Raw genomic sequence first — 25,990 nt, 5'->3', positions numbered from 1 at the left:
CGACAGTGGTTGACAGCGCCGGTGTTCCCCAGCGCTATACTGCACTGCCGGATTAGGCATCTGGAAATTCACGCAGGAAGCGTTCCGTGTCATTCACCATATCGGTGTTGCCGACGAAGAACGGTGATCGCTGGTGCAGTGTTTCCGGTATCAGGTCGAGAATACGGTTTTTACCATCACTGGCTTTACCACCCGCCTGCTCGGCGAGAAACGCCATCGGGTTGCACTCATACAGGAGGCGCAGTTTACCTTGCGGGTGGCTGGCAGTGCTTGGGTACAGGTAAATCCCGCCCTTCAGCAGGTTGCGGTGGAAGTCAGCGACCAGAGAGCCAATATATCGCGAGGTATAAGGGCGGTGGCTGGCCTGATCTTCTTCCTGACAGAACTTCAGGTATTTTTTCACTCCCTGAGGGAAACGGATGTAGTTTCCTTCATTGATGGAGTAGGTGTAACCCTTTTCAGGGAACTCCATTTTTTCCGCGCTGAGACAGAAAACGCCCAGTGATGGATCGTAGGTAAAGGCGTGGACGCCACAACCCGTGGTGTAGACCAACATGGTGGACGAGCCATAAACCACATAGCCTGCCGCCACTTGCTGGTTGCCAGGTTGCAGAAAATCCTCTTCCGTTACCGGCGTACCTGGTGGGGTGATGCGGCGGTAGATCGAGAAGATGGTGCCGACAGAGACGTTGACGTCAATGTTGGAGGAACCATCCAGCGGATCCATCAGTACCACGTACTTGCCGTTTTCAACGCCTTCGAAGATGACGAACTCGTCTTCTTCTTCAGAGGCGATCCCTGCCACGATCCCTCGTGCCTTCAGTGCGGCTTTGAGTTTTTCATTGGCAAACAGATCGAGTTTCATCTGCTGTTCGCCCTGGATGTTTTCAACGCCGCTGGTGCCCAGAATATCGACCAGACCAGCCTTGTTAATATCGCGATGAATAATTTTCGCGCCCAGCTTGATAGCTGAAATTAATGCTGTCAGCTCACCGGTGGCGTGTGGAAAGTCATGTTGCTTCTCGACGATGAATTCGCCTAACGTTTTCATAACACATTCCCTGAATCAGCGGTTTCACAGCAGCTTGATTAACAAACTGCCAACGTATTCGTACGCAGTTTAGCCGAATGCCAGGTAAAGAACATAGGGTAAATCCGTTTCTTCCGCACGAAGGTGACGGTACACTGTGCGCCGAACATTCCAGAAAACGGATCTTTTATGCGTATTCATATCCTCGGTATTTGCGGTACTTTCATGGGCGGGCTGGCGATGCTGGCTCGCGCCCTGGGGCATGAAGTGACAGGCGCCGATGCCAATGTTTATCCGCCAATGAGCACGCTTTTAGAAAAGCAGGGCATTGATTTAATTCAGGGTTATGATGCTTCACAGCTCAACCCTGCTCCCGACCTGGTCATCATCGGTAACGCGATGACCCGTGGGAATGCCTGTGTTGAAGCGGTACTTGAACGTAATATCCCTTACCTCTCTGGCCCACAATGGTTGCATGATTTTGTGCTAAAAGACCGCTGGGTGGTCGCTGTTGCGGGAACCCACGGAAAAACCACGACCGCCGGTATGGTTGCATGGATTTTACAGGCTTGCGGCCTTGAACCGGGCTTTGTGATTGGTGGTGTGCCAGGAAATTTTGAGGTCTCGGCCACTTTAGGAAAAAGCGCATTTTTTGTTATTGAAGCTGATGAGTATGACAGTGCCTTTTTCGATAAGCGCTCAAAATTTGTGCATTACTGTCCGCGTACGCTGATCCTTAATAACCTTGAGTTTGATCATGCCGATATTTTTGACGATCTACGGGCTATTCAGCGTCAGTTCCACCACCTGGTGCGTATCGTGCCGGGAAGCGGCAAGATCCTCGTGCCGGAACATGACATTAACCTGAAACAGGTGCTGTCAATGGGATGCTGGAGCGAACAGGAGAGCATCGGCGATGGCGGACACTGGCAGGCGAAGAAACTGACGCCGGATGCCTCGCATTGGGAAGCCTGGTTGGATGGCATGAAGGTGGCTGAAGTGGATTGGGCATTGGTGGGCGAGCATAATATGCATAACGGCATGATGGCGATTGCGGCGGCACGGCATGTCGGTGTGAAGCCGGAAGAGGCGGGTCGTGCATTGAACGACTTTATCAACGCTCGTCGCCGTCTTGAACTGCGTGGTGAAGCCAATGGCGTGAAGGTTTATGACGATTTTGCGCATCATCCTACCGCGATTCTGGCGACCATGACCGCGTTGCGTAGCAAAGTGGGTGGGACCGCACGCATTCTGGCGGTACTGGAGCCGCGCTCAAATACCATGAAAATGGGGGTCAGCAAAGAGGATCTGGCACCGGCATTGGGCCGCGCCGATGAAGTTTTCCTGTTCCAGCCGCACCATATTCCATGGCAGGTCTCAGAAGTGGCGGATGCTTGTGTGCAACCCGCTCACTGGAGTGCTGACGTCGATGCGCTGGTGGAGATGATCGCCAAAACCGCCCAGACTGGCGATAACATACTGGTGATGAGCAACGGTAGTTTTGGCGGGATTCATCAGAAACTGCTGGATCGGCTGACGCAATTGAAGGCTGTTGATTGATGTTTGCCTGAGGCCCAGGGGCAGAATGTATTCCGCCCCTGATGCTCAACATCTGTAGAGGCAGGTGCTCATGCATCCCCTCTTTGCCATTCTCAGGCTCCAGCCAGCTCACGCAGATACTGGAAGATTTGGCGGTAGGCTTTCGGTGGCTTGCTGGCTTCTTTCTCTTTCTGCGCGTTGCGAATCAATTGACGCAATTGCTGGCGGTCAGCGTTTGGATACAGATCCAATACCTCCGACATAGCGTCATCACCTTCAGCGACCAGACGATCGCGCAGCATTTCCAGCTTATGAAACAGCGCCACCTGCTGGTTGTGACGATTTTTCAGTTTATCCAGCGCCTGGCGGATCGGATCTTCTTCACGGGAACGCAATAATTTGCCGATCAACTGGAGCTGACGACGCCGACCTTCCTTCTTGATCTTCTGCGCCAGCTCAATGGCGTCGCGCAGTTCTTCGTCCAGAGGGATCTTATCCAGTGAATTTTTACTCAGATCCACTAACTCGGCTCCCAGACGTTTCAGCTCTTCGGCGTCACGTTTAATTTCACTCTTACTGACCCAGATAATCTCGTCATCGTCGTCTTCGTTATCTGGTTCATCATCGAGCCAGTCGTCGGGCTGTTTGGTCATGAATGGAAGGCTCCCTAAAAAAGAGGCTAATGCTATCAGGTTATACGGCTACTGCGAAATTGTTCTCTGAGTCTGTTAGACTCAAATACATCTTAATCACGAAAGAGTCCGGAAATCTGGCTATCTGACGCCAGCCAGAGAAACCCTCTGTTAATTATATGGTAGGTCGATGAAATTACTCTCCCAAGTTGCAGAACAGCGTAAAACTCTTGAACAGGCGGTGGCAACAGCACTCGAACTGGCAAAAACCAGTACCGATGGTGCGGAGGTCGCGGTGACCAGAACCACTGGCATCAGCGTCAGTACCCGTTACGGCGAAGTGGAAAACGTCGAATTCAATAGCGATGGCGCTTTAGGCATCACTGTTTACCATCAGCAGCGTAAAGGCAGCGCGTCTTCAACCGATCTCAGCCCGGATGCCATCAGGCGTACGGTACAGGCGGCGATCGATATTGCCCGTTATACCTCGCCTGATCCTTGCGCAGGCGTGGCGGATCGTGATCTGTTGGCGTTTGACGCGCCGGATTTGGATCTTTTCCATCCCATGGATCTTGATCCGGACAGGGCGATTGATCTGGCCGCGCGGGCCGAGCAGGCGGCACTGAAAACCGATCCGCGCATTACCAATACTGAAGGCGGCAGCTTTAACAGTCATGTCGGCATCAAAGTATTTGGTAACAGCCACGGGATGATCCAGAGCTACTCTTCCAGTCGTCACTCGCTCTCCAGCAGCGTGATTGCAGAAGCGAAGGGCGATATGGAACGCGACTACGCTTACACCATTGGCCGTGAGTTCGCTGACCTGAAGTCGCCTGAGTGGGTGGGGCAAGAGTGTGCGCGTCGCACACTGGCGCGTTTGTCGCCGCGTAAGCTTTCCACCATGAAAGCACCGGTGATATTTGTAGCGGAAGTGGCGACCGGTCTGTTTGGTCATCTGGTGGGCGCCATCAGTGGGGGGAGTGTCTACCGTAAGTCCACCTTCCTGCTGGATTCACTGGGCCAGCAAATTTTGCCGGCATGGTTGACGATCCGCGAACAGCCTCATTTGCTGAAAGGGTTGGCTTCTGCACCGTTCGACAGTGAGGGGGTGCGTACTGAAGCGCGTGACATCATTAAAGATGGCGTACTGCAAAATTGGCTGTTGACCAGCTATTCGGCCCGTAAACTGGGACTAAAAAGCACGGGCCACGCAGGCGGTATCCATAACTGGCGTATTGCCGGCCAGGGGGACAGTTTTGACCAGTTGCTAAAGAGGATGGGGACGGGTCTGGTGGTCACCGAGTTGATGGGACAGGGCGTTAGCGGTATCACTGGCGACTACTCGCGCGGCGCTGCCGGTTTTTGGGTAGAAAATGGAGAAATTCAGTATCCGGTCAGTGAAATCACCATTGCGGGCAACCTGAAAGAGATGTGGCGTAATATCGTCACCGTGGGGAGTGATATTGAAACCCGCAGCAATATTCAGTGTGGTTCGGTCCTGATCCCGGAAATGAAAATCGCCGGACAATAATTTATAGCCAAAATAATTCAGGGTGCAGGACAAAAAGGCCGGGTATTTTGGGCTGCACCCGCTTCAGATCCAATAGGGAGAGGCCATCCGGTCACCCCTTTGGCGGTATTTTTTGAACTGAAAATAAGGAATTGAGCAATGCGTAAGACTTTACTTGCCATATTGACGACGTCTTTGTTGTGCTCCAGTCTCCCGGCGTTGGCTGACCTGGCCGACGATATGGCGATGTTGCAAAGTTCATACTTTACTGTGACCCAAACTGATAATGTCGCCGAGTTTAAGCAAGCGCTCACTGAGATGCGTGGTGCGGCTGAAGATGGCAAAAAACAAACGCCGGACAAGCTGAAAGGTCAGCCTGCCAACAGCCCGAAAATGCAGGACTTTCGCGCGGGCTTCGACACGCTGATCGGACAGATTGACGCCAGTATGCAATTGGCTAATGCCGGGAATATGGCTGGAGCGAAAGAAGAGGCGAAGAAATTTGCCGCGACCCGCGATGCCAACCATAAAAAATTCCGTTAATTACTGAGCCGCAACATATATAACGGGCTCAAATGAGCCCGTATTTTAGCAACATTAATTTCTCCGGGACGAAGATATAACGATTATATATGGCAGATGTAAAGGGCCAACATTCCCCTCTGATCGTTATTTCAGGCGATATGCTGCTTTCTGATTTCTTTAAACTTATTCGCGTTGCAGGTCAAAAAATCTAATAGCGTTTTTAATCCCCCGCACCTGCGTTTTTAATTATAAGTTTTTCCTATACCACGCCCTAAACGCTTATCGATCTTTGCGGCATTTTTCCTTGTATTGCATTAAATTAGCGAAATTTTGTTCATTGTCGTGATATTTGTCCGATTTATAGGGGTTTTACGCACAAAACAACGCTTTTGTGGGGCTGATCGCATCCCGCGCTGCGATTTCCACTTCGAAGTGGAAAAAATGGGTCTACACAGGCAGAACGACCAGCGCTAATTTGTTTCTATCGCGAATAAACAAGGTTCCGTGTTTGAACCGAAACGGAAAATAAGGGGCGTAGTGTGAAGAATGGAGCGGTATCGGTGAATACAGCAGAAAATGACCAGGCAATCCAGGCACTGGCGGATAAAGTGATGGCCCAAATTGCTGAATTATTTATCGCCAGAAAAATTATTCCCAATGCCGTACAACAGCAGATGTTGACCTCGCATGTGCGGGCGATGGCTCTACGCTCACTGACTGGCGAACCGTTGCCAGAAGTAGAAGCGGAGCTTTTTGAGGACATTTCTCCTGAATCGATGTCATTGGCGCAGCAGGTGGTTGATCTGTTTGGCAATCTGCCGAAAGAAGAGGCCTGGTTGCTGTCCGTCCACTTTGAAGTGGCGAAAGAGAACCAGTAGCGGAGCGAATGAGCGCACCTACAGATCCGATGTTGTAGCGAAAGGCATTCCACTCGCCATAAAAATTGAAACCCCAATAAATTAAGGAAAAGCACATGTCACAAGTCATCGTAGTTATCGGCGATCGTTTAGGGAAAGGTCAGAAAGTGGCTGCCGGCGTGGAGAAAGCAGGCGGAAAAGCGGTGGTGGTACCGGGCGTGGCCGCAGACATGAAATTGGGCGACGCAATGAAAGCGGAAGGCGCCTCTTTTGGTATTTCTTTCTGTGGTAGCGGCGGCGCAGGGGCTATCACCGCACAGAACAAGCATGGCTATAAAGCGAAATACGGCATGCGCTCCATTGATGAAGGGGTGACCGCCATTAATGAAGGGGCAACGGTCCTGGGTTTCGGTTTTATGGACAAAGAAGAGCTGGGTGAGCGTCTGGTGCAGGCGTGGATTAAGAAGCATGGTGCCTGATCGATGAAAGAGCAATTCACTACCACGGTGAAGGTCAGTGGCAAGGGCGACAGTAAAGCCAGAGCCTTTTCCGACGCTCTTAGCCGGGTACAGAACACGCTACTGAAATCGACCAACAAGGTTCTGCTGCGCATTGAACCACAGGATGTAAAAGTGGTTCAGGCGCGGGAGGGCGTCAGGACGGAGAAGTTTTTGTTTTTCTTCCTGGCGAGAGAGCGACGGAGTTACAGCATTGAGCTGGAGGTTACCGTCATCGTGAGCGTTATCGATGTTGATAAAGTCGATTTCATCACGCAATAAAGCCCTGCCCGTAAGGGCAGCAATAACCATGATTAAAAAACGTTGGCGTAAGCCTGAAAGGAAAGACTGATGTTTTTAATTATTCTCTTTAAATCGCTCATTATCGGCGGTCTGGTCGGTGTGGGTGTTGGCGCAGGCGCTGCGCGCATGTTTCATGCACCAACGACACAGGGGATGGGAGCGTTTCGTACACTGGGTGAACTGAATTCCTGTGAAGGCGATCCGGCTTCTCACTTCTCATTTGGTCTGGGGTTCTTTTTTAACGCCTGGGCTTCTTCTGTTGCGGCGGGTTCGTTCACTCAGGATGTTGATCACCGCATTATCCCACATTGGGGCGTCGCCGCGTTGATGGTGAAAAACCGTAATGTGGCTGAAACGCTGCACAATCCGAAAAAAATGGCGTTTGCCTGCGGCATCATCGGCATGATCGTGGTCGCTTTTCTTAACTCTACAGCGTCGGCGGTTCCGGCGGCTTTGCAGGTGACGGCGGTTAAAGTACTGGTCCCTGCGGCTAACCTGCTGGTTAACACTGTGATGCCGGTTATCTTCTGGCTGGCGGCTATCGATGCCGGCAAGAAATCCGGTTTCTGGGCCACCATCTTTGGCGGACTGGCGCAATTGATCATGGGGAACGCCGTACCCGGGTTGGTGCTGGGTATCCTGATCGGTAAAGGGGTGGAAGAGAGTGGCTGGAACAAAGTCACCAGGGTGATGATGCTGGCTATTGTGCTGCTCTTTGTTCTCAGCGGCTTCTTCCGCGGTTTCGATATGAAAATGCTGCAGTCCTTCCAACTGGGCGTCCCCGGTTGGCTGGAGATTATCCACAACACCCTGAGCGGTAAATAAGAGGAGCCTAAAAATGGAAGCATCAAAAAGCGGTTTCTGGTATGCCGACTGGTCTTTCCCGATTTTTGTCGGGTTGCTCTCTGCCGGTGTGTTCGCGGGTACGCACATGTACTACGTCTATGGGTTGGGCGCGTTTAATGAAGTGGCGTTTGTTTCAATGCTGCGTTCCGGCATGGAAACAGGGGTCTACGGTGCGGTGGCCGCCTTCGGAGCCAGCTTTCTGTTTGCCCGTATTATTGAAGGGTCGCTGGTGGGGATCCTCGATATCGGTGGTGCTATTCAGACCGGTATTGGTCTGGGCGTACCCGCTCTGCTGTTGGGGGCGGGTATTGTCTACCCGGTAGCGAACTTTGCCGCCTCACTGGTGACAGGGTTGGTGCTGGGCGTAGCGATTGGTTATGTGATTATCCTGGCGCGTAAATTCACCATTAATAATAGCGACTCCACCTACGGGGCCGATGTGATGATGGGGGCTGGCAACTCCTCCGGCCGTTTCCTCGGACCATTGATTATCCTGTCGGCGATGACGGCCTCGATCCCGATTGGTCTGGGTTCACTGGCTGGGGCGCTGTTGTTTTATCTCTGGAACAAACCCATTACCGGTGGCGCCATTCTGGGCGCAATGCTGCTGGGGGCTATTTTCCCGGTCGCACTCTGAGGTCACAAGCGGTTTACCCGCGGTGGGGTAAACCGCGTCGATGGATGTGTTGAGCATCCGGTAATACAGGAGTTTGTCATGTTTGATCTGATCATCCGCCGGGCACGACTGTCTGACGGCAGCTTGACTGATATCGCCATCCACGGCGGTAAAATTGCCGCGCTGGGTGAGGTAAAAGGCCATGCCGTGCAAGAGCGCGATCTCGCCGGACGTTACTGGCTGAGCGCGGGGTGGATCGATTCCCATGTGCACTGCTATCCCAAATCGCCCATTTATCACGATGAAGCGGACAAAATCGGGGTGGCGACAGGCGTCACCACGGTGGTGGATGCCGGCAGCACTGGCGCGAACGATGTTGATGATTTTTATCAGCTCACCCGTAGCGCCAGTACCCAGGTTTATGCCCTGTTGAATATTTCCCGTACGGGTATTGTTACGCAGAACGAACTGGCGGATATGAACCAGATCGATAAGGTGGGTGTGCGTGATGCTATACAGCGCCTGCCGGGATTCATCATTGGTATTAAGGCCCGGATGAGCAGCAGCGTGGTTGGTGCGAACGGCATTAAACCGCTGAACTGCGCAAAAGAGATCCAGCACGAAAACGGCGATTTACCGCTGATGGTGCATATCGGCAATAATCCGCCCGATCTGGATGAAATCGCCGATCTACTGAGCAGTGGCGACATCATTACCCACTGCTATAACGGTAAGCCTAATCGTATTCTGACGCCAGCCGGCGAACTCAGAGCCTCGATCAGCCGGGCTTTGCAGCGCGGTGTTCGTCTGGATATTGGTCATGGCACCGCCAGCTTCAGCTTCGAAGTGGCGCGAGTCGCCATCGCGCAGGGGATCCTGCCGCATACCATCAGCTCTGATATTTATTGCCGCAATCGTCTCAATGGTCCGGTGTATACCCTGGCCCATGTGATGTCCAAATTCTTCAGTGTAGGCATGACGCTGCCTCAAATCATTGACTGTGTGACGGTCAATGCGGCGGCAGGTTTGCGGCTGCACGATAAAGGACGACTGGCAGTGGGTTATGACGCGGACCTGACTATTTTTGACGTCAAAGAAGAAACGTGTCTGTTTACTGACTCCGAAGGCGTGTCGGTCACAGGTGAGAAACAACTGATGCCACTGGTCGCCGTGGTAAGCGGGCAGTGGTTTATTACCGATGAAGGGAAAAAGCATCATGTCTTCGATCTATGAAAAATATGGCTTAAAACAGGTTATTAATGCCTCCGGCCGCATGACTATCCTTGGTGTATCCACTCCGTCCGCGGATGTGGTCGAGACGGTGAAATACGGTCTCAATCACTATTTTGAAATCAAAGATCTGGTTAACAAGACCGGTGCTTACATCGCTAATTTATTGGGCTGTGAAGACGCGGTAGTGGTGTCCTGCGCTTCCGCCGGCATCGCCCAGTCCGTCGCGGCTGTTATCGTAAAAGACGACGACTGGTTGTTGGAAAACTTGCACTCCGCGCCGCTGACCGTGCCGCATGACATCGTGCTGCCGAAGGGCCACAACGTTAACTTTGGCGCGCCGGTGGGCACAATGGTAGCGATGGGCGGCGGGCGGCTGGTAGAGGCCGGTTACGCCAACGAATGTTCTGCTGATCAACTTTCTGCCGCCATCACGCCACAGACAGCGGCCATTCTTTACATCAAATCCCACCACTGCGTGCAGAAAAGCCATCTCAGCGTTGAACAGGCCGCGGTTGTCGCCCGTAAGCACGGCGTACCGCTGATTGTGGATGCTGCCGCCGAAGAAGATCTGCAGTGCTACTACCAGTATGGCGCTGATCTGGTTATTTACAGTGGCGCCAAGGCCATTGAAGGACCAACCAGCGGGCTGGTGATGGGGCGTAAACGCTATGTCGAATGGGTGAAACGGCAATCAATGGGTATCGGCCGGGCGATGAAGGTGGGTAAGGAGGGCATTCTTGGCCTGACCCAGGCGATTGAAAATTATCTGGTGCAGGAAAAGGTTTCCGGTGCGCAGATGGTGGAAAAAATGACGCCGTTTATCGATAACCTGAATGCTCTGAACGGCATCAGCGCACGCGTAGTGTGGGATGCCGCGGGCCGTGACATCGCGCGAGCGGAAATTCATTTTGACGAAGCGCTGATCGGCATCACAACCGGTGAGGTGGTGCAGGCGTTGAAAATGGGTGACATCGCGATTTACTTCCGGGGTTACAAGGCCAACGAAGGGATTGTGGAGGTGGATGTCCGCAGCGTGTCAGTTGAGCAATTGAACACCATTTTTGTTTGTATCAAATCGTTGTTATCAGGAGAGAAAAACGCATGACGCTGACCCCAAAATTTTACCAGGACCGGGTGTGTTTGAATGTGCTGGCCGGTTCGAAAGATAACGCCCGTGAGATCTGGCAAGCGGCGGAAGGCCATGTGTTGGTTGGCGTGCTGTCGAAAAACTATGACAGTGTGGCGAGCGCGGTGGCGGATATGCGTGACTATGCCCGACTTATCGATAATGCGCTGTCGGTTGGTCTGGGCGCGGGTGATCCAAACCAGTCAGCGATGGTCAGCGCCATCTCTGCTGAAATACAGCCACAGCATGTGAACCAGGTATTCACCGGTGTGGCGACCAGTCGTGCATTGCTGGGGCAGGATCAGACCGTGGTAAATGGATTGATTTCACCAACTGGTACGCCAGGTATGGTCAAGATCTCTACCGGGCCGCTCAGCGCAAAAGCCGCTGACGGTATCGTACCGGTTGAAACGGCTATCGCCATGCTGAAAGACATGGGCGGCAGCTCGGTGAAATATTTCCCAATGGGCGGACTGAAAGCCATTGATGAGTTTAAAGCGGTGGCAAAAGCCTGCGCAGAACAGGACTTCTGGCTGGAGCCTACCGGCGGTATCGATCTGCAGAACTATGAAGCAATCCTGCAAATCGCGTTGAACGCCGGTGTCAGCAAGATAATACCGCATATCTACAGTTCGATAATCGATAAAGCGACGGGTCATACCCGCCCGGCCGATGTCAGCGCCCTGCTGGCAATGACCAAAAAAAGGGTGGGGTAGCCTTTTCCTGGCGGGCGTTTTGCCCGCCACTTCTGATGTTTATCCTTTGAGCGAGGAGTACCATGCGTAACTGGTCTTTGATATCCGCAATGTCTTTAGTCCTGATGGCGACGGCTCCCCTGGCCGCCCAGGCGCAGTATGCTTATGTTGGTACTTACAACCCTAACGGTGAAGGTGTGTACCGTTTCCACGTTAATCCCGAAAACGGCGCGCTGAGTGATAAAACACGGGTCAGCAACTTGCCGAATCCGGCTCAACTGACGGTCGATGCGCGAGGGAAGACGTTGTATGTCGCCAGCGAGAGTGAGAAGGGTGTGGTAGTGGCTTATGCCATCAATGAGGATGGCAGCCTGAAAATGCTTAATCAGGTCAGTTCGCAAGGGGCAGGACCGGTCTATCTTTCCCTGACGCCTGACGGTAAATTCCTGCTGGTGGCGAACTATGTTAGCGGTAGCAAAGCCGTATTGCCGGTGATGGCCGACGGCCGTCTGGCAGAGGCCAGTGATACTCAGCAGGATCAGGGGCCGGCAGGCGCGGCTAAACCGGCAGCGGCAGTGGAAGGCAGTTTTGCCGTCAGCGATCATAACGGGCCACACGCGCATATGATCGCCAGCGATCCTTCCGGCAAGTTTGTTTTCTCCACCGATCTGGGACTGGACCGTATCTACCAGTATCGTCTGAGTCGAGATGGTAAGCTGCTGGCCAACAAGCCCGCGTGGATTGCCGCGTCTTCCGCCGGGGCAGGACCGCGGCACTTTGTGTTCCGTCCTGACGGTAAGTCTTTGTATCTGATTAATGAAGAGGCATCGACTCTGACGCATTATTTGTTTAATGCCAAAACCGGGACGTTAAGCGAGGCGGCGACGGTTTCGGCGTTGCCGGCGGGGTATAAGGGCACCAGTTTTGCAGCCGGGTTGGTTATCGATAAGCAGGGTAAAAACCTTTATGTGGCGAACCGTTTGCATAACAGCATTGCGCATTTTGTTATTGCAACCAACGGGACGCTGAGCCACCAGGACGATGTCTGGACGCGTGGCGATTATACCCGCACCTTGACGTTGTCACCGGATGGTAAGACGTTGTATGCGCTGAACCAACGCAGCGATAACATCACCCGTTTTCACGTTGATGCTGCCAGTGGCGCGTTGTCGTTTGCTGATGATTACACCGCGGTGGGTGCACCTTCGCAATTGGTGTTAACACCGTAATCTGGTTATGGGCGGATAAAATCCGCACAGTGAGGTCCCCCCTCTTATCCGCCCGATTTGATTTATTTATCTACAGGAGCAGACTTGAGATTCCCTAACCAACGCCTTGCGCAACTGTTTGAAATGTTACAAAACGAGACGTTGCCCCAGGATGAACTGGCGCGACGTTTTGCGGTGTCCACGCGCACCGTGCGTACCGACATCACCACCCTGAATGAATTGCTGTCTGACCACGGCGTGCGCTTTGTGCTGAATCGTGGCGAAGGTTACCAGATCAAAATTGAAGATGCTTCCCGCTACCGCTTGCTGCAGCAGCAGGCGCCCTCCCAGCTGCGTATTCCGCGCACATCGGTCGCTCGCGTACGTTACCTGTTAACCCGTTTTCTCACTTCAGCTTTTTCCCTGAAGCTGGAAGATCTGGCCGATGAGTGGTTTGTGAGTCGCGCTACGTTGCAAAGTGATATGGCTGAAGTGAGAGAGTGGCTGGCACGTTATCAACTGGCGATTGAAACCAAGCCGCGTTATGGCATGAAGCTGTTTGGCAGTGAAGTGTCGATCCGTACCTGCCTGACGGATTTGATGTATCAGATTGCCCAGGAGGACAGCGAAGATCCGTTGCTCAAGCTGGAAGCGCTCAACCGCGGCATGCTGGACAGGCTCCAGCCGTTGTTGCACCAGTGCCTGAGCCGCTTTAACATCCGGGTGAGCGATGATAGCGAGTTTTATTTGCGCCTCTACTGCGCGGTGGCGGTACGGCGCATCAGCGAAGGTTATCCGCTATCGGACTTCAGCGCGGAAGATGTCGACGGTGATGTCCGTGATGCCGCCAGGCATATCATTAACCTGCTGCGGCCCATCACCGGCAAAGCGATTTCCCCCTCGGAAGAAGCGTACTTGCGGGTGAATATTGCCGCCCGGCGAATTGAGGACATCGCCCCCAGCGCCATCAGCCCCGATGATGGTGAATCGCTGGTCAATTACATCCTCAGCTACATCAACACGCACTATAACTTCAATTTGCAAAACGATGCGCAACTGCGGGCGGACCTGCTGACGCACATCAAGACGATGATTACCCGGGTGCGCTACCAGATCAACATTCCCAATCCGCTGCTGGCGAATATCAAGCAGCATTATCCGATGGCTTATGATGTGACCCTGGCGGCGGTCTCCAGTTGGGGGAAATATACCCCTTACGTGATCAGCGAGAATGAAATTGGGTTCCTCGTGTTACATATTGGCGTTGGGCTGGAGCGTCACTATAACGTTGGTTATCAGCGTCATCCGCAGATCCTGCTGGTGTGTGATACCGGCAACTCTACGGTACGGATGATTCAGGCGATACTGATGCGCAAGTATCCGCAGGTAATCGTCAGTAATATTGTTTCACTGCGTGAGTACGAGCAGTATGAAAGTATTGAAGAAGACTTTGTTATCTCGACCACGCGGCTGAGTGAGAAGGACAAACCGGTGGTGGTGATGTCACCGTTTCCGACCGAGTTTCAATTGGAGCAGATAGGCAAACTGGTGCTGGTGGATCGCACCCGGCCTTATATGCTGGGAAAATTCTTTGATGCCAGCCACTTTCGCATTATTGACCAGCCGATGAGTCAGACTGAGCTGTTTCGCATGCTGTGCGATCAACTGGAGGATGAAGAGGTCGTGGATCGGGATTTTTATCCTTCCGTCGAGGAGCGTGAGGCGATAGTCAGCACCATGTTGGGCGAGGGGATTGCATTGCCTCACTCACTGGGATTGTTGGCGAAAAAAACCGTGGTTTATACCGTGCTGGCTCCGCAGGGAATTGCCTGGGGAGAAGAAACGGCCTATGTGATTTTCCTGTTGGCTATCAGTAAAACCGAGTACGAAGAAGCCATGGCGATCTACGATTTGTTCGTCACCTTTATGCGCGAAAGGGCGATGACGCGGCTGCGCGATAGCAAGGATTTCGCCAGTTTCAAAGCGGTGGCGATGGATTGTTTAAGCCGGTTATAAGCGCAAGCAGAACAGACCTCAAAGGGGTGTCAGGATAAAAATGATACCGCCCGCGCAGAGGTCGTTCGCGGGCGATTGGGTTAGTGCTTATTTCAGAATAGTAAATGCGGTAGTAACGTGTTTCACGCCACTGACGCGGCTGGCAATATCCGCCGCCGCCTTCGCTTCCGCCTCAGTTACCAGACCTAACAGGAACACCTCGCCATTCTCGGTGGTCACCTTCACATTAGATGATTTTACCGCATTGCTCGACAGCAGCCTGGAGCGGACTTTGGTGGTTATCCAGGTATCGGAAGACGCGGTGCCGAAGCTGATTTTATCGCCGGTACGAATTTCATTATAGACAGCGGTTGTACCATCCACGCCAAGCGCGATTTGCTTCGCCCGGTTGGCCAGGTCAGCCGCCGTCGACTGGCCGGTTAACAAGACCTTGCCTTGATAGGCGGTCACAACAATGCGCGAATTGGTCTTGAGTTGTTGGTCTTTGGATAGTGCATTGCTGACGCGCAGTTCCAACGTACTGTCGTCCACCTGAGTACCTACAGAACGAGGATCAGTGGCGGTATTGGTCGCTACCGCAGCACTGCCGATAACCGCGGCTACGCAGCCTTGTAACATCAGCGCGGTAAGCACCACGGCAATTACGGGTAATGCCTTCATTTAAACTCCTTTAAACGTCCTGGTGAGGAAACAAGGTGTTATCGATTAAATCGCACAGGCAATTTACGGTTAACATATGCATTTCCTGAATCCTCGCGCTTCGGTGCGAGGGAATACGAATTTCCACATCCTGTGGGCCCAGTAAACCGGCGAGCTCGCCGCCATCATAGCCGGTAAGCGCAATAATAGTCATGTCGCGCGTCACTGCGGCTTCCACTGCCTTCACAATATCGCGGCTGTTGCCGCGCGTTGAGATGGCCAGCAGAATATCGCCGGCATGGCCCAGCGCCCGGACCTGCTTAGCGTAAATCTCGCCATGCAGGCGATCATTACCAATTGCTGTCAGCAGTACGTTATCAGCACTGAGCGCGATAGCGGGCAGACTGGGGCGCTCAGTTTCAAAACGATTAATCATACAGGCCGCAAAATGCTGGGCGTTGGCGCTGGAGGCCCCATTGCCGCAACTCAAAATTTTGTTGCCGTTCAGTAGCGACTGGACCATGGCCATCGCTGCGAGTGAGATCGCATCCGGTAACGCTTCCGCCGCTGCGATCTGTGTTTGAATACTTTCGGTAAAGCAAACTTTGATTCTTTCCAGCACTTCTTTCACCTGGTCTGTCAATAACGGAGCGTTGACTCCGCAGAAAAAGCATTGGGCAGCCAGTCAACTCTGGCACCGGTTATGGCAACCACATCGCAACGACAATCTGCGGTTTCCAGACTCTCCCGGCGATGACTTAACCACATTGCGGCGGTTTTTAACAGTTTCCGCTGTTTAGTGCGAGTGACGCTGGCAGCCGCGCCACCAAACAAGGCGTTGCGGCGATAACGTACCTCGACGAAAACCCATGTCTGCCCGTCGCGCATAATCAGGTCGATTTCTCCGGCCCGAAAACGGACGTTAGCCGCCACAAAAGTCAGTCCTGCCTGTTCGAGCAGGCGGCGGGCCTGTTGTTCAGCGCCCGCGCCCATTTGCTGCCGACTCAGGAGACCGGAACGATCAATCCCTGGCGATACTGGCTCCATGTTAACTTCCTGTTGATGACGCAATCCGCTGTGGCGCTCAGTGTGCCGGTTTCCCCTTTGAGCTGGAAGCCTGACAACTGACGCATCTCATTGAAGTGGTTGGCCAGCGTCCAGGCATCCACGCCCATCGCATACAAACGAACCAGTGAGTAGTCATTGTTAAAGTCTTTTGCCGCCTGTTGCAGCAAAGCTGGGTTGCCGCCGGTCAGCAGCGGGGTATCGCTGAACTGCACACCTTCCATTTCCAGACGGTAATCCGGGCCTGATCCAGCCTGGAAGCTGCGGGAACTGGCATATATTTGTACCATGTTACGGCTGCTGACGCGCATAGCGATCATCGGTTTAATCAATGCCATCTCATCCTGCGTCGCCACGATGTACACGGAATCCACATCGCCATCGTTACCACCCGTATCACCGCCTGCAGTGGGTTGCGGGCTCTGCGGGGCTGGAATGGTCAGGCCCGCTATCGTCACGCCCTGCGGCTGTTGCGGTTGCGTGGTGACCGGCGTACCGCTCAGGCGCAGACCCGCACCGCTGTTGATCCCCTGTTTCAGTTCAGACGTCGATCCAAACTGCTGCTGCAACACGGTATTGCCCCCCAATTTTTGCCATTCTTCAGCAAAAGCGTTGCTAACACGGTCACCTAAAGAACTGCGTGGCACCAGCAACAGGGGGGAACGCTTGCCCTGATCCCACATATGGTGGGCGGCATCACGCGCTTCGTCTTCAGGAGAAAGCGCAAAGTAGCAAATATTCGGATGGTACTGTACTGACTCAGGTTCGTTCAGCGCGAGGATATTCAGCGGTGTCTGTACCGAGGACAACTGCTCAACGTTAGTTTTGATCAGAGGACCCACCACCAGTGTGGCACCGTCTTTCTGCGCCTGGGCCAGCACCTGGTCAATCGGCTGGGAACTGGTGTCATAAACCTGCACTTGCGTGATGCTGGATGGTGGCGCCGTTTCCGCTACGTTACCCCCCTGAGCAGTCGGTGATGTCGCGCCAGGATCGGTCACCGCCGGGCTACCGCTACCGTCTTGATTGGTTGCCGCAGATACGGCAGACGGTGGTGTTGCAGGCGTTCCGCTGGGAGCGGTAACTGGATTGGCTGCGCTGCCTTGCGTCGGTGCGGCGGAAGGGCTGACGACGGCATTAGGATCGGTTGGCGCCGCGTTAGCTGCCGGGCCGGCGGTATCGGCAGGTGCCGGGGTAGATTGCGCTGTCGCTGGGGTTGACGCCTGGGGCTGCACGCCGTTTTTGGCGTCGTTAAAGCCTTTCTGAATAGCGTTAGCAAAGATCTGTGCCTGGCCGCTCAGTGGCAGCAAGAGCGCAATTTTACCGGTTGAAGACTGCTGGAAGTTTTTCACCTGGCCCAGCGCCGTTGGCAGCATCTTCGCCGCCGGATTGTACGGATAACGTGTCTGCCAATCGCTGATCCCGGCTTTCAGCATGTCAGGATCGCTGCTGTTGGCTTTGTAGACGCTAAGCAGATCCAGCCAGCCCTGTAGCGTATTCTCGCTGGCGTTGATAACGATATTGTTGATCTGGTCAGGCGTCATTTGCACCAGCGCTTGCCAGGTCGCATCAATATTTTTTTGCTTATCGGCCGGGTTTTGTAGCAGTGGCTCCTGCGCAATATAGGCGCGTAAGACATCCAGTGAAGGACGTCCCTGGTTGGCGGCGATCAGCAACTGGAAGTAACGCGCTTGCTGATCTTTCGACAGCGAGTCACTGTCAATCTGCTTCAGCAACTGTCCAGCACCGACGGGATCCTGCTGCGTCACTTTCAGTTGCGCCTGCAACAACAGGAGTTCCTGGTGCTGAGTATCGCTCAGTGTCTGTGGCAGATTGGCAAGTTGCTCATTGGCCTGGGGGATCTTCCCTTCATTCAGTAGCGCTCTGATAGCGAGTAATTGCCAGTCAACCTTGTTATCATCTGAGCTTTGCTGCATCTGCTGCAGATAATAGTCGGAGGTGCCTGTGGCTGCGCCTTGCACATTCACCGCTGGCGTCTGTGGGTTTTGGCTGGTACACCCGGTAAAAATCAGGGCGGCCAGCAGAACAGGCATGCAGCGTCCTGCTTTGTTATGAGTGACTTTCGAAGGAAGCATACTGTATCCAGTGATGTTTTTTTCAAGATGCTCAATATTAAATCGGCAATTCGGATCAAACAATGAAACAACACGATCGAGCAGATATTTCTGCCAGTACGCTCTATATCGTTCCAACTCCGATTGGTAATTTGGGCGATATCACCCAACGTGCACTGGCGGTGCTTACCAACGTCGATCTGATCGCTGCGGAAGATACACGTCATACCGGGCTGTTGCTACAACATTTCGCCATCAATGCGCGGTTGTTCGCATTGCATGATCATAACGAACAACAAAAAGCGGAAATGCTACTGGCAAAGCTCCGGGACGGGCAAAGCATCGCGCTGGTTTCTGATGCCGGTACGCCGCTGATTAACGACCCGGGCTACCATTTAGTCCGACTCTGCCGTGAAGCTGGCATCAGAGTGGTCCCTTTACCCGGCGCCTGTGCCGCGATTACAGCATTAAGCGCCGCGGGACTTCCGTCAGATCGATTCTGTTACGAAGGGTTTCTGCCCGCTAAAAGTAAGGGTCGCTGCGATACGTTGCGTGCGCTTGAGCAGGAACCACGCACGATTATCTTTTATGAATCGACCCACCGTCTGCTGGAGAGTTTACAGGATATGGTGGCGGTATGGGGCGGCGAACGTTATGTGGTGCTGGCGCGTGAACTCACCAAAACCTGGGAGTCGATTTACGGTGCGCCGGTTGGCGAGCTGTTGGCGTGGGTACAGGAGGACGAAAATCGCCGCAAGGGAGAGATGGTGCTGATTGTAGAAGGATTTCATGCCGGGGAGGATGCACTGCCGCCTGAAGCTTTGCGGACTCTGGCGCTGTTACAGCGGGAACTGCCGCTGAAAAAAGCCGCTCAACTGACCGCTGAAATCCATTCAGTTAAAAAGAATGCGCTGTATAAATATGCACTGGAGCAGCAACAGGGGTGACAAAGTGCGCGGAATACCCTATCATCCGCGCCGAAGCTGACCAGACAGTCGCCGCTTTGTTGCCGTCCTCCTTCGGGGGGAGACAGACAAAGGGGAGGAAAGTCCGGGCTCCACAGGGCAGGGTGCCAGGTAACGCCTGGGGGGCGCAAGCCCACGACAAGTGCAACAGAGAGCAAACCGCCGATGGCCCATTAGTGGGATCAGGTAAGGGTGAAAGGGTGCGGTAAGAGCGCACCGCGCGTCTGGCAACAGTTCGTGGCACGGTAAACTCCACCCGGAGCAAGGCCAAATAGGGGTTCACCAGGTACGGCCCGTACTGAACCCGGGTAGGCTGCTTGAGCCAGTGAGCGATTGCTGGCCTAGATGAATGACTGTCCACGACAGAACCCGGCTTACCGGTCAGCTTCACACTTCTTTAAAAACAATAGGTTGTTGTATCTCAACGGTGTTTTTTGCATTTTGGGATACAGTAACCGTATTGTTATTATCCTCATCCATGTCTGATGTAATGGTGCCAGCGTAATAAAAAGCTGATGAGGCGTCAGGCGAGACAAGACAACCGCGCTGTTCTGGCATTTACTGGTGAAGACGAGCAACTGATTACAGGGCGGCTTTCCACTGGCTAATAATCTGTCACACGGGTAAATCAATGACCAGTGCGCGTAATGGCGTTTTCGCCAGCAGTGTGACGCTCTCTTCTTCACCAATAAACGCACCATCGCCGCACTCCAGCTCTTCTTTGCCCTGAGAATGGGTAATCGCATACAGGCTGCCGTGAATCGATTGCAGATAAGCGCGTGAGCCTTGTAGTCTGATGGTCTGCGTCTCGTTGCTTTCCAGCATCACGTGATGCACCCAGACCTGCTGGCGCAGTTGCAGGCTGTGTTCAGCGCTGTTGGGTGAAGCCAGCAGCGTATGGCGAGCGTTTTCGGCAATCTGTACGCGCTGTAGCACGGGATTTTCATGCTCCGGACAGGCATCCAGCCAGAGTTGCATCCGTGTCAGTGGTTTTTCTTTACTCAGGTTAAATTCACACCAGGTCACGTTAGGTTGGGTGGCAAGCAGCAATGCTTCCCCCGTCCGGGCGGTAATATGGTTACCGTTGCTGTCCCGGTATTCCGCTTCGCCCTGTAAAATCAAATTCAGTACGTCGACCGGGGGATAGGTTCGCGGCTGCAAGGATGTCCCCGGGGCCAGCACTTCCTGATTGAGTACGCGTAAGGATGCGTAGCCCAGCAGTTTGGGGTCAAAATAGTGTCCAAAGGAAAAAGTGTAACGCGCCTGTAGCCAGCCGTAATCAGCTTTGCCACATGCTTGTGCGCTGCGGCTGGTAATCATAAGTCCTCCCCGGTCGATGTTATCTCCGACCGTTTATTATTGGGTTATGGTAAGTTTCTGGACGTCAGATTGTTAGCCAGTTAATCTGCTGGGTACATTCAAAATTCCTGACAGAGAATTGCTATGGGTAAAGACCGAGCCCTGACGCTGGAAGCGTTGCGTGTGATGGATGCTATTGATCGCCGGGGCAGTTTCGCCGCCGCTGCCGATGAACTGGGCCGTGTTCCCTCCGCTCTCAGCTACACCATGCAAAAACTGGAAGAAGAGCTGGATGTGGTGCTGTTTGATCGTTCAGGTCACCGTACTAAATTCACCAATGTCGGGCGTATGCTGCTGGAGCGAGGGCGAGTGCTGCTGGAAGCCGCAGACAAGCTGACCGCCGATGCAGAAGCGCTGGCACGTGGTTGGGAAACCCATCTCACCATCGTGACTGAATCACTGGTACCCAGTGAACCCCTTTTTCCCTTGATCGAAAAGCTCGCCGCCAGGGCCAATACGCAGATCTCGCTGGTAACGGAAGTGTTGGCTGGCGCCTGGGAGCGGTTGGAACAAGGGCGTGCGGATATCGTCATCGCGCCGGAGATGCATTTTCGTGCTTCTTCAGAGGTTAATACCCGCAAGCTCTACAGCATGATAAGCGTGATTGTCGCCAGCCCGGATCACCCTATTCACAATGAGCCCGAGCCGCTTTCTGAAGCCACCAGAGTGAAATACCGGGGAATTGCCGTGGCGGATACCGCTCGTGAGCGGCCGGTACTGACCGTGCAACTGCTGGACAAACAGCAGCGCCTGACCGTCAGTTCGATAGAAGATAAACATCGGGCTTTGCTGGCGGGTCTCGGTGTCGCTTCCATGCCTTACCCGATGGTCGAAAAAGACATCGCGGAAGGGCGGTTGCGCGTGGTCAGCCCGGAATACAAACGCGATATGGATATTATTATGGCGTGGCGCCGTGACAGCATGGGGGAGGCTAAAGCCTGGTGCTTGCGGGAGATCCCTAAACTGCTGGCAAAGCGTCAGGGATGACATCCGATTTAGCCGGGCTGATGCCGGGTGTGTTGTGCCCAGGGGCTGTCGGGCGACATGTACAGGTTTTTGCGCCGGAAGCCGTTTTTACCGGTGATGCTGACGTTGCCATTGGGGTTATTCAGTGACGAAAGGCTGACCAGGCGTGTTTATAGCGGTGTCTCGTTTTTTCATTGTCGTGTAAGTATAAAATTAAACGACTTTACTGGAGTTTATAAGTGATAATTTATTTGTTTTTATAATGACTCCGCCTTTGTTTTTTCTGGTTGTTTTTTTATAATAAAATGACGATGATAAAATTCGATTATTTTTTGACTTTATTGTTTTTTATTTATTAAAATCACCTTGCACTGATAATAAGGTGTATGAGTGTTACTGTAAGTATGGATATTACTTTAATAGAGGGAAGATTATGCGTGAATTAAGTGTTCAGGAAATTGAAAATATCTCTGGTGCAGGTTTGTTTGCCATTCTGGGTGAGGCCATTGGTTCTGCAATTGGTAGCATTGTTGATGCGGGTACCGCTGCTGGTGGGCTGAGTACTGATGCCGTGTCTGGGGCCGCTAAGTTAGGCAACGGCATCGGCAGTATCTTAGACTTAGATATAATCAGTGCTATTACCAATATGGGAACCGGTATTGCGGGAATTGTTGCCTTCGGTATTGATGCTATTTCACAAATCAAAGCCAATAGTACCACCGTTGATGCATAAGTTTTAAATTGTCGTTACAGGTATTAAATATCTATATCCGACTGTTTTACGGATCAGGCGTATTAACGCTACTCAACCTGTTGAATCATATATCACAGTATAAGTGATTCGGCTTGAGTCCTTTTCTCTGGCGGCGTGGAGAAAATGTTGTTTGGACACGATTTAGCGTTTTTGCCCTGCTTCTTGAATGAGTTAAGTGATAGCATAAAAAAGCAGGTCAGGATTTATTGACCTGCTTTCTATTTGTCAGTCGCAAATTATCACTTTTTATTCAGGATGCGGTCAATGCTGTAAGCGCCCGGACCGGTGATGAATAGCAGTAGATAGCCGCCGGCAATGGTCAAATTTTTCATAAAGTTGATAGCGTTACCCGCCACACTGAAGTCGATATGGAAAATAAATGCGGTGATCAGGGCAAATACGGCAGTGACAATCGCGGTGAAACGAGTCAGTAAGCCGAACAGGATCGCCAGTCCACCACCCAATTCCAGCAGGATAGTCAGTGGCAGCAAGAAACCCGGAACGCCCATATGCTCCATATATTGCTGAGTCGCAGAATAGCCAGTTATTTTTCCCCAACCCGCCACGATAAACAGAATGGGCATCAGAATACGTACGACCAGGATGCCAGTATTTTCTAATTTTTTCATCATTATCCTCAACAAGTTTTCTCTGACTGACAGATTTTTCCGTCACGTTCTATTCAGAACTGGCGCGTCTTTAACACCCAGCCCTCTTTTGTTGCTGAAGATAATATTCGCCCTGGGGAACTATTGTAAGCGAGTTAAACTGTTAATGTTTTTCAGTAAAATTGAATATAAGAAGACAGGCCAGAAACCACTGGCCCGGCAGTCAGACAGGTAGGGAAAGTCGGGGACTGATTTAACGATGGGGCAGGTAATTGCGCACCATTCGCCAGGTACTCCAGGCAGAGAAGCCGCGTCTGGCCCAGCGGGTAATAAAACGTGGATGACGTATTGACCAGATTGCCATCAGGCCGCTGCCAACCGCCATGTAGCGGCGTAGCCCGACCAACTTCTGCCAGCCATGATCGTAACGGGCGGTGCTCTCCAGCCACAGTTTCTTTTCAGCACTCAGGTCAAGGCGCTGTTGCTGAATTTGGCGCAGTAACCCAGCCTTGCGCTCGTCATGTTTTCGGCTCATTACTCCTCCTCCAGCAACTTACGGTCAGACTCCAGCTCTTTGCGAGTGCTGCTTAACAGTGTGGAACGACGCGATTTTGTCAGTGCCGAGAGTCCGAAGATGATAGCGAGGGCGAACAGTACGGCGGTGGTAATGCTGATAGCCATCAGACGGTATTGAACATCCACCGACCAGATAATCAGGACTATCAGGCTCATCAGACCAAACGCGGTGAAGAGCATAGCCAGGCCAACCATCATTAATATTTGAATCAACCTGGCTTTTTCTTCCTCAAGCTCAACCACTGCCAGTCGTATCCGTGTTTCTACAACCCCCACCAGGGCGGTGATGATACGCTGTCCAATGTTGATGACCCCTTTGCCGGGGCCGTGGCTTTGCTGAGCGTTCGCCATTATTAACGACGAGTCAGCAGGACACCGAGTACCACACCAATAGCGGCACCGATACCCACGCTGGTCCATGGGTTTTCACGGACATAAACGTCAGCGTGATCGACCACTTCGCGAGACGTTTTAGCAATACGATCACCCGATTCACTCAAACGTGCTCGTGTCTCTTGCAGCGCACTCTGTGCTTTACTGCGCAGTTTATCCAGTTCGGATTTGGATTTCTCACTGCCAGTGCTGAGCACTTCTTCCAGCGTATCCGCCAGGTTTTTCAGTTCAGCGCGCAAATGTTCGGACGTGGTATCTTTTGACATGAAAAACTCCTTCAGTAATCAATGTGATGAATCAGACACAGGATGCTTAGTATGATGCAGCCTGGACTTCCGTTAGTTTACGTTTTGCTTCTGCCAACTTTTTTTCACGTTTGGCGATTTTCTCACGGTCACTGCCATGCATTTTTTCCTGCTCCAGCGCTTTCTGACGTTCTTCAACTTTTTGCTGATGCGCTTTAATCTTTTCCTGATGTCGCGTTTTCAGCTGTTCATCCGTACATCCACCACGGACTTCAGTCAACGCACGTTCCAGACCGTTCACACGACGTTGATTGTTATGCTGACGAGCTATCTCAATCTCATGCTGAATATCCTGCTCTTTTTGCGAGCACAGAGAAGATGTCGCCTGGGAAAAAGTGGACAGAGTTAAAAGACTGAGTCCCAGAATCGTACGGTATTTCATATTTATATCACCTTCCATTGTTTGGGCGCTGAAATCCCCTGTTAATCCTGTAACAATTCGGTTTGGCTAGCTCAGTAAGCATAGCCAGAAAAAACAGAAAGCTCAAAAAGGGAGAAGATTCTTAGGGATAGCGCTATCAGGGATCGAGAAAAATGGACGTTAACTGAGAGTCAGGTGCCAGCTGATCCGATTTACCCACTCTAAAGAGCCGGGCTTTGCCAACTGTGCGATATCAAAATCGTGTGGTAGCAGCGCACGCAGGATCTTTTCGGCGGCCTCGCTTTGTTCCTGCGAATCGAACTTAATTACCAGAGCGTTTTTATCCGGTGTAATGCTTTTGATATGAACACCTTCGGCGTTAAGCCGTTGATAGACATAAAAACCATCCGGCAAAGCGATACCCTGGCGTGTCGCGCGAATCTGCAACGCGGTTTCACTGCCGAACAACGCGGGTAAAAATATCACTGATAGCAAGGCGACGGCGGCAAGTGTCAGAATGCTCAGATAACGTGGCGTGATCCAGGACCTGATTAGATTCATTATCATGACTCTTCCCCATTATCTGCACGGTGTCTTTTGCGCCAGAGCATGAACAAAGAACCGAACAGTCCGGATACCAGCAGTACCAGCGGCAGCATCATCAGGCAGAACATCAATTGATCTTCGTACTTAAGAAAAAGGGGGGTTTTCCCCAACGCGAAGCCGATTACCGTTAAGATCAGTATCCACAGGAAGCCGCTCATCCAGTTAAAAAACTGAAAGCGAGCATTGCTCAGACCGGAGAGGCCGGCAATGGTGGGTAACAACGTTCTGACGAAGGCGATAAAGCGGCCCATCAGCAAGGCGGACAGCCCGTGACGATGGAACAGGTCATGGGCTCGTTGATGATACTGTGTCGGTAAATGCGACAGCCACCTTTGTACGATAAGCGTATTGCCCAGCCATCGTCCCTGGATATAGCCAACCCAGCAGCCCAGACTGGCGGCGAAGGTCAGGATCAGTAAGGTCAGCGGGAAGGTCATGGTGCCTTTAGCAATCAGCACACCGACCAGGATAAGCAAGCTGTCGCCTGGCAAGAAAGCGGCTGGCAGCAAGCCATTTTCCAGAAAAAGGATCATAAACAGCACGCAATATATAGCCCAGACCAGAGAGGGGTCGGCTAGCATCTCATAATTCTGCTGCCAGAGTGCATGGAACAAGTTTTTAAAAATATCCATCAAAAGCATTCCTGAGCAGTGTTGTTAACCCAGTTATAGCGGCAGCCGACACG

General features: G+C 52.5%; 31 protein-coding genes and 1 other RNA gene. 18 read left to right on the top strand and 14 right to left on the bottom strand.

What is annotated here, in order from left to right; genetic code table 11:
- Positions 1–52 precede the first annotated feature (52 nt).
- Positions 53–1,051: a class 1 fructose-bisphosphatase gene (gene fbp, locus EH228_RS09220; protein ID WP_152321388.1), complete on the bottom strand. Its 999-nt coding sequence runs from the start codon at positions 1,049–1,051 to the stop codon at positions 53–55.
- A gap of 168 nt (positions 1,052–1,219) precedes the next feature.
- Here fbp and mpl point away from each other — a divergent pair, with 168 nt between their 5' ends.
- The gene (mpl, locus tag EH228_RS09215; protein WP_152321387.1) at positions 1,220–2,590 is read left to right on the top strand and encodes a UDP-N-acetylmuramate:L-alanyl-gamma-D-glutamyl-meso-diaminopimelate ligase; all 1,371 of its coding nucleotides are present in this window, start codon (positions 1,220–1,222) and stop codon (positions 2,588–2,590) included.
- Positions 2,591–2,682: 92 nt separating this feature from the next.
- On the opposite strand, the gene yjgA is transcribed toward mpl, so the two are convergent.
- Positions 2,683–3,222, bottom strand: a complete 540-nt coding sequence (gene yjgA, locus EH228_RS09210; RefSeq protein ID WP_152321386.1) for a ribosome biogenesis factor YjgA — start codon at positions 3,220–3,222, stop codon at positions 2,683–2,685.
- Between the two features lie 169 nt (positions 3,223–3,391).
- On the opposite strand from yjgA, the gene pmbA reads away from it, so the two are divergent.
- The 12 genes from pmbA to EH228_RS09150 all read left to right on the top strand — a co-directional run bounded on the left by pmbA (position 3,392) and on the right by EH228_RS09150 (position 14,633).
- A complete protein-coding gene (gene pmbA / locus EH228_RS09205) occupies positions 3,392–4,732 on the top strand; it encodes a metalloprotease PmbA (protein ID WP_152321385.1) in 1,341 nt (446 codons plus the stop codon).
- A gap of 138 nt (positions 4,733–4,870) precedes the next feature.
- Positions 4,871–5,254 carry a cytochrome b562 gene (cybC, locus tag EH228_RS09200; RefSeq protein WP_152321384.1) on the top strand — a complete coding sequence of 128 codons (384 nt, stop codon included), beginning with the start codon at positions 4,871–4,873 and terminating at the stop codon, positions 5,252–5,254.
- 542 nt (positions 5,255–5,796) lie between these two features.
- On the top strand, positions 5,797–6,114 hold the full coding sequence (locus EH228_RS09195; RefSeq protein WP_420841456.1) for a glycine dehydrogenase: 318 nt from the start codon (positions 5,797–5,799) through the stop codon (positions 6,112–6,114).
- Positions 6,115–6,209: 95 nt separating this feature from the next.
- Positions 6,210–6,572, top strand: a complete 363-nt coding sequence (locus EH228_RS09190; protein ID WP_152321382.1) for an SFCGS family glycine-rich protein — start codon at positions 6,210–6,212, stop codon at positions 6,570–6,572.
- A gap of 3 nt (positions 6,573–6,575) precedes the next feature.
- On the top strand, positions 6,576–6,872 hold the full coding sequence (locus EH228_RS09185) for a DUF4312 family protein (RefSeq protein ID WP_152321381.1): 297 nt from the start codon (positions 6,576–6,578) through the stop codon (positions 6,870–6,872).
- Between the two features lie 69 nt (positions 6,873–6,941).
- A complete protein-coding gene (locus tag EH228_RS09180; RefSeq protein WP_152321380.1) occupies positions 6,942–7,718 on the top strand; it encodes a DUF4311 domain-containing protein in 777 nt (258 codons plus the stop codon).
- A gap of 13 nt (positions 7,719–7,731) precedes the next feature.
- A complete protein-coding gene (locus tag EH228_RS09175; protein WP_152321379.1) occupies positions 7,732–8,376 on the top strand; it encodes a DUF4310 family protein in 645 nt (214 codons plus the stop codon).
- Between the two features lie 78 nt (positions 8,377–8,454).
- Entirely contained in the window at positions 8,455–9,588 is a 1,134-nt protein-coding gene (locus EH228_RS09170) for an amidohydrolase/deacetylase family metallohydrolase (protein ID WP_152321378.1), read from the top strand.
- Positions 9,572–10,693, top strand: a complete 1,122-nt coding sequence (locus tag EH228_RS09165) for a DgaE family pyridoxal phosphate-dependent ammonia lyase (protein WP_152321377.1) — start codon at positions 9,572–9,574, stop codon at positions 10,691–10,693. The genes EH228_RS09170 and EH228_RS09165 overlap by 17 nt, the downstream gene beginning before the upstream one ends.
- On the top strand, positions 10,690–11,430 hold the full coding sequence (gene dagF, locus EH228_RS09160; protein ID WP_152321376.1) for a 2-dehydro-3-deoxy-phosphogluconate aldolase: 741 nt from the start codon (positions 10,690–10,692) through the stop codon (positions 11,428–11,430). Before EH228_RS09165 ends, dagF begins: the two co-directional genes overlap by 4 nt.
- 62 nt (positions 11,431–11,492) lie before the next feature.
- Positions 11,493–12,638 (top strand): lactonase family protein, encoded by a 1,146-nt coding sequence (locus tag EH228_RS09155; RefSeq protein WP_152321375.1) that lies wholly within the window; start codon positions 11,493–11,495, stop codon positions 12,636–12,638.
- 84 nt (positions 12,639–12,722) lie between these two features.
- On the top strand, positions 12,723–14,633 hold the full coding sequence (locus EH228_RS09150) for a BglG family transcription antiterminator (protein WP_152321374.1): 1,911 nt from the start codon (positions 12,723–12,725) through the stop codon (positions 14,631–14,633).
- Positions 14,634–14,720: 87 nt separating this feature from the next.
- Here the strand turns inward: EH228_RS09150 and dolP are convergent, their stop codons facing one another.
- Genes dolP through EH228_RS09130 form a run of 4 tightly spaced genes read right to left on the bottom strand, consistent with a single transcriptional unit; the run spans position 14,721 to position 18,433 of the window.
- Entirely contained in the window at positions 14,721–15,293 is a 573-nt protein-coding gene (dolP, locus tag EH228_RS09145) for a division/outer membrane stress-associated lipid-binding lipoprotein (RefSeq protein ID WP_152321373.1), read from the bottom strand.
- A gap of 10 nt (positions 15,294–15,303) precedes the next feature.
- Complete coding sequence (gene diaA / locus EH228_RS09140) at positions 15,304–15,894, bottom strand: DnaA initiator-associating protein DiaA (protein WP_152321372.1); 591 nt, start codon at positions 15,892–15,894, stop codon at positions 15,304–15,306.
- A 17-nt stretch (positions 15,895–15,911) separates the two neighbouring features.
- Positions 15,912–16,319: a YraN family protein gene (locus EH228_RS09135; protein WP_152321371.1), complete on the bottom strand. Its 408-nt coding sequence runs from the start codon at positions 16,317–16,319 to the stop codon at positions 15,912–15,914.
- The gene (locus EH228_RS09130) at positions 16,277–18,433 is read right to left on the bottom strand and encodes a penicillin-binding protein activator (protein WP_152321370.1); all 2,157 of its coding nucleotides are present in this window, start codon (positions 18,431–18,433) and stop codon (positions 16,277–16,279) included. Before EH228_RS09130 ends, EH228_RS09135 begins: the two co-directional genes overlap by 43 nt.
- Positions 18,434–18,495: 62 nt before the next feature.
- Here EH228_RS09130 and rsmI point away from each other — a divergent pair, with 62 nt between their 5' ends.
- Together rsmI and rnpB are read left to right on the top strand one after the other, a co-directional pair.
- A complete protein-coding gene (gene rsmI / locus EH228_RS09125; protein ID WP_152321369.1) occupies positions 18,496–19,359 on the top strand; it encodes a 16S rRNA (cytidine(1402)-2'-O)-methyltransferase in 864 nt (287 codons plus the stop codon).
- Between the two features lie 32 nt (positions 19,360–19,391).
- Positions 19,392–19,770: RNase P RNA component class A (rnpB, locus tag EH228_RS09120), an RNA gene on the top strand.
- A 222-nt stretch (positions 19,771–19,992) separates the two neighbouring features.
- Here the strand turns inward: rnpB and EH228_RS09115 are convergent.
- Positions 19,993–20,697: a pirin family protein gene (locus EH228_RS09115; protein WP_152321368.1), complete on the bottom strand. Its 705-nt coding sequence runs from the start codon at positions 20,695–20,697 to the stop codon at positions 19,993–19,995.
- A 123-nt stretch (positions 20,698–20,820) separates the two neighbouring features.
- Here EH228_RS09115 and EH228_RS09110 point away from each other — a divergent pair, with 123 nt between their 5' ends.
- The 3 genes from EH228_RS09110 to EH228_RS09105 all read left to right on the top strand — a co-directional run bounded on the left by EH228_RS09110 (position 20,821) and on the right by EH228_RS09105 (position 22,435).
- A complete protein-coding gene (locus EH228_RS09110) occupies positions 20,821–21,723 on the top strand; it encodes a LysR family transcriptional regulator (protein ID WP_152321367.1) in 903 nt (300 codons plus the stop codon).
- Positions 21,720–21,851, top strand: a complete 132-nt coding sequence (locus tag EH228_RS20645) for a hypothetical protein (RefSeq protein ID WP_275065356.1) — start codon at positions 21,720–21,722, stop codon at positions 21,849–21,851. Before EH228_RS09110 ends, EH228_RS20645 begins: the two co-directional genes overlap by 4 nt.
- Positions 21,852–22,135: 284 nt before the next feature.
- A complete protein-coding gene (locus EH228_RS09105; protein WP_152321366.1) occupies positions 22,136–22,435 on the top strand; it encodes a hypothetical protein in 300 nt (99 codons plus the stop codon).
- A 260-nt stretch (positions 22,436–22,695) separates the two neighbouring features.
- On the opposite strand, the gene EH228_RS09100 is transcribed toward EH228_RS09105, so the two are convergent.
- The 7 genes from EH228_RS09100 to EH228_RS09070 all read right to left on the bottom strand — a co-directional run bounded on the left by EH228_RS09100 (position 22,696) and on the right by EH228_RS09070 (position 25,937).
- The gene (locus EH228_RS09100; RefSeq protein ID WP_152321365.1) at positions 22,696–23,085 is read right to left on the bottom strand and encodes a DoxX family protein; all 390 of its coding nucleotides are present in this window, start codon (positions 23,083–23,085) and stop codon (positions 22,696–22,698) included.
- Between the two features lie 232 nt (positions 23,086–23,317).
- Positions 23,318–23,599 (bottom strand): YqjK-like family protein, encoded by a 282-nt coding sequence (locus EH228_RS09095; RefSeq protein WP_152321364.1) that lies wholly within the window; start codon positions 23,597–23,599, stop codon positions 23,318–23,320.
- On the bottom strand, positions 23,599–23,991 hold the full coding sequence (locus EH228_RS09090; protein ID WP_152321363.1) for a phage holin family protein: 393 nt from the start codon (positions 23,989–23,991) through the stop codon (positions 23,599–23,601). The genes EH228_RS09095 and EH228_RS09090 overlap by 1 nt, the downstream gene beginning before the upstream one ends.
- Before the next feature lie 2 nt (positions 23,992–23,993).
- Complete coding sequence (locus EH228_RS09085; RefSeq protein ID WP_152321362.1) at positions 23,994–24,299, bottom strand: ElaB/YgaM/YqjD family protein; 306 nt, start codon at positions 24,297–24,299, stop codon at positions 23,994–23,996.
- Between the two features lie 46 nt (positions 24,300–24,345).
- The gene (locus EH228_RS09080; protein ID WP_152321361.1) at positions 24,346–24,720 is read right to left on the bottom strand and encodes a DUF1090 domain-containing protein; all 375 of its coding nucleotides are present in this window, start codon (positions 24,718–24,720) and stop codon (positions 24,346–24,348) included.
- 159 nt (positions 24,721–24,879) lie between these two features.
- Complete coding sequence (gene mzrA / locus EH228_RS09075) at positions 24,880–25,266, bottom strand: EnvZ/OmpR regulon moderator MzrA (RefSeq protein ID WP_420841455.1); 387 nt, start codon at positions 25,264–25,266, stop codon at positions 24,880–24,882.
- On the bottom strand, positions 25,263–25,937 hold the full coding sequence (locus EH228_RS09070; protein WP_152321360.1) for a DedA family protein: 675 nt from the start codon (positions 25,935–25,937) through the stop codon (positions 25,263–25,265). Before EH228_RS09070 ends, mzrA begins: the two co-directional genes overlap by 4 nt.
- Positions 25,938–25,990 lie beyond the last annotated feature (53 nt).

The organism is Erwinia endophytica (assembly GCF_009295515.1).
In the GTDB taxonomy this organism is placed as follows: Bacteria; Pseudomonadota; Gammaproteobacteria; order Enterobacterales; family Enterobacteriaceae; genus Erwinia; species Erwinia endophytica.
This window is presented reverse-complemented; position numbering and strand designations above follow the sequence as displayed.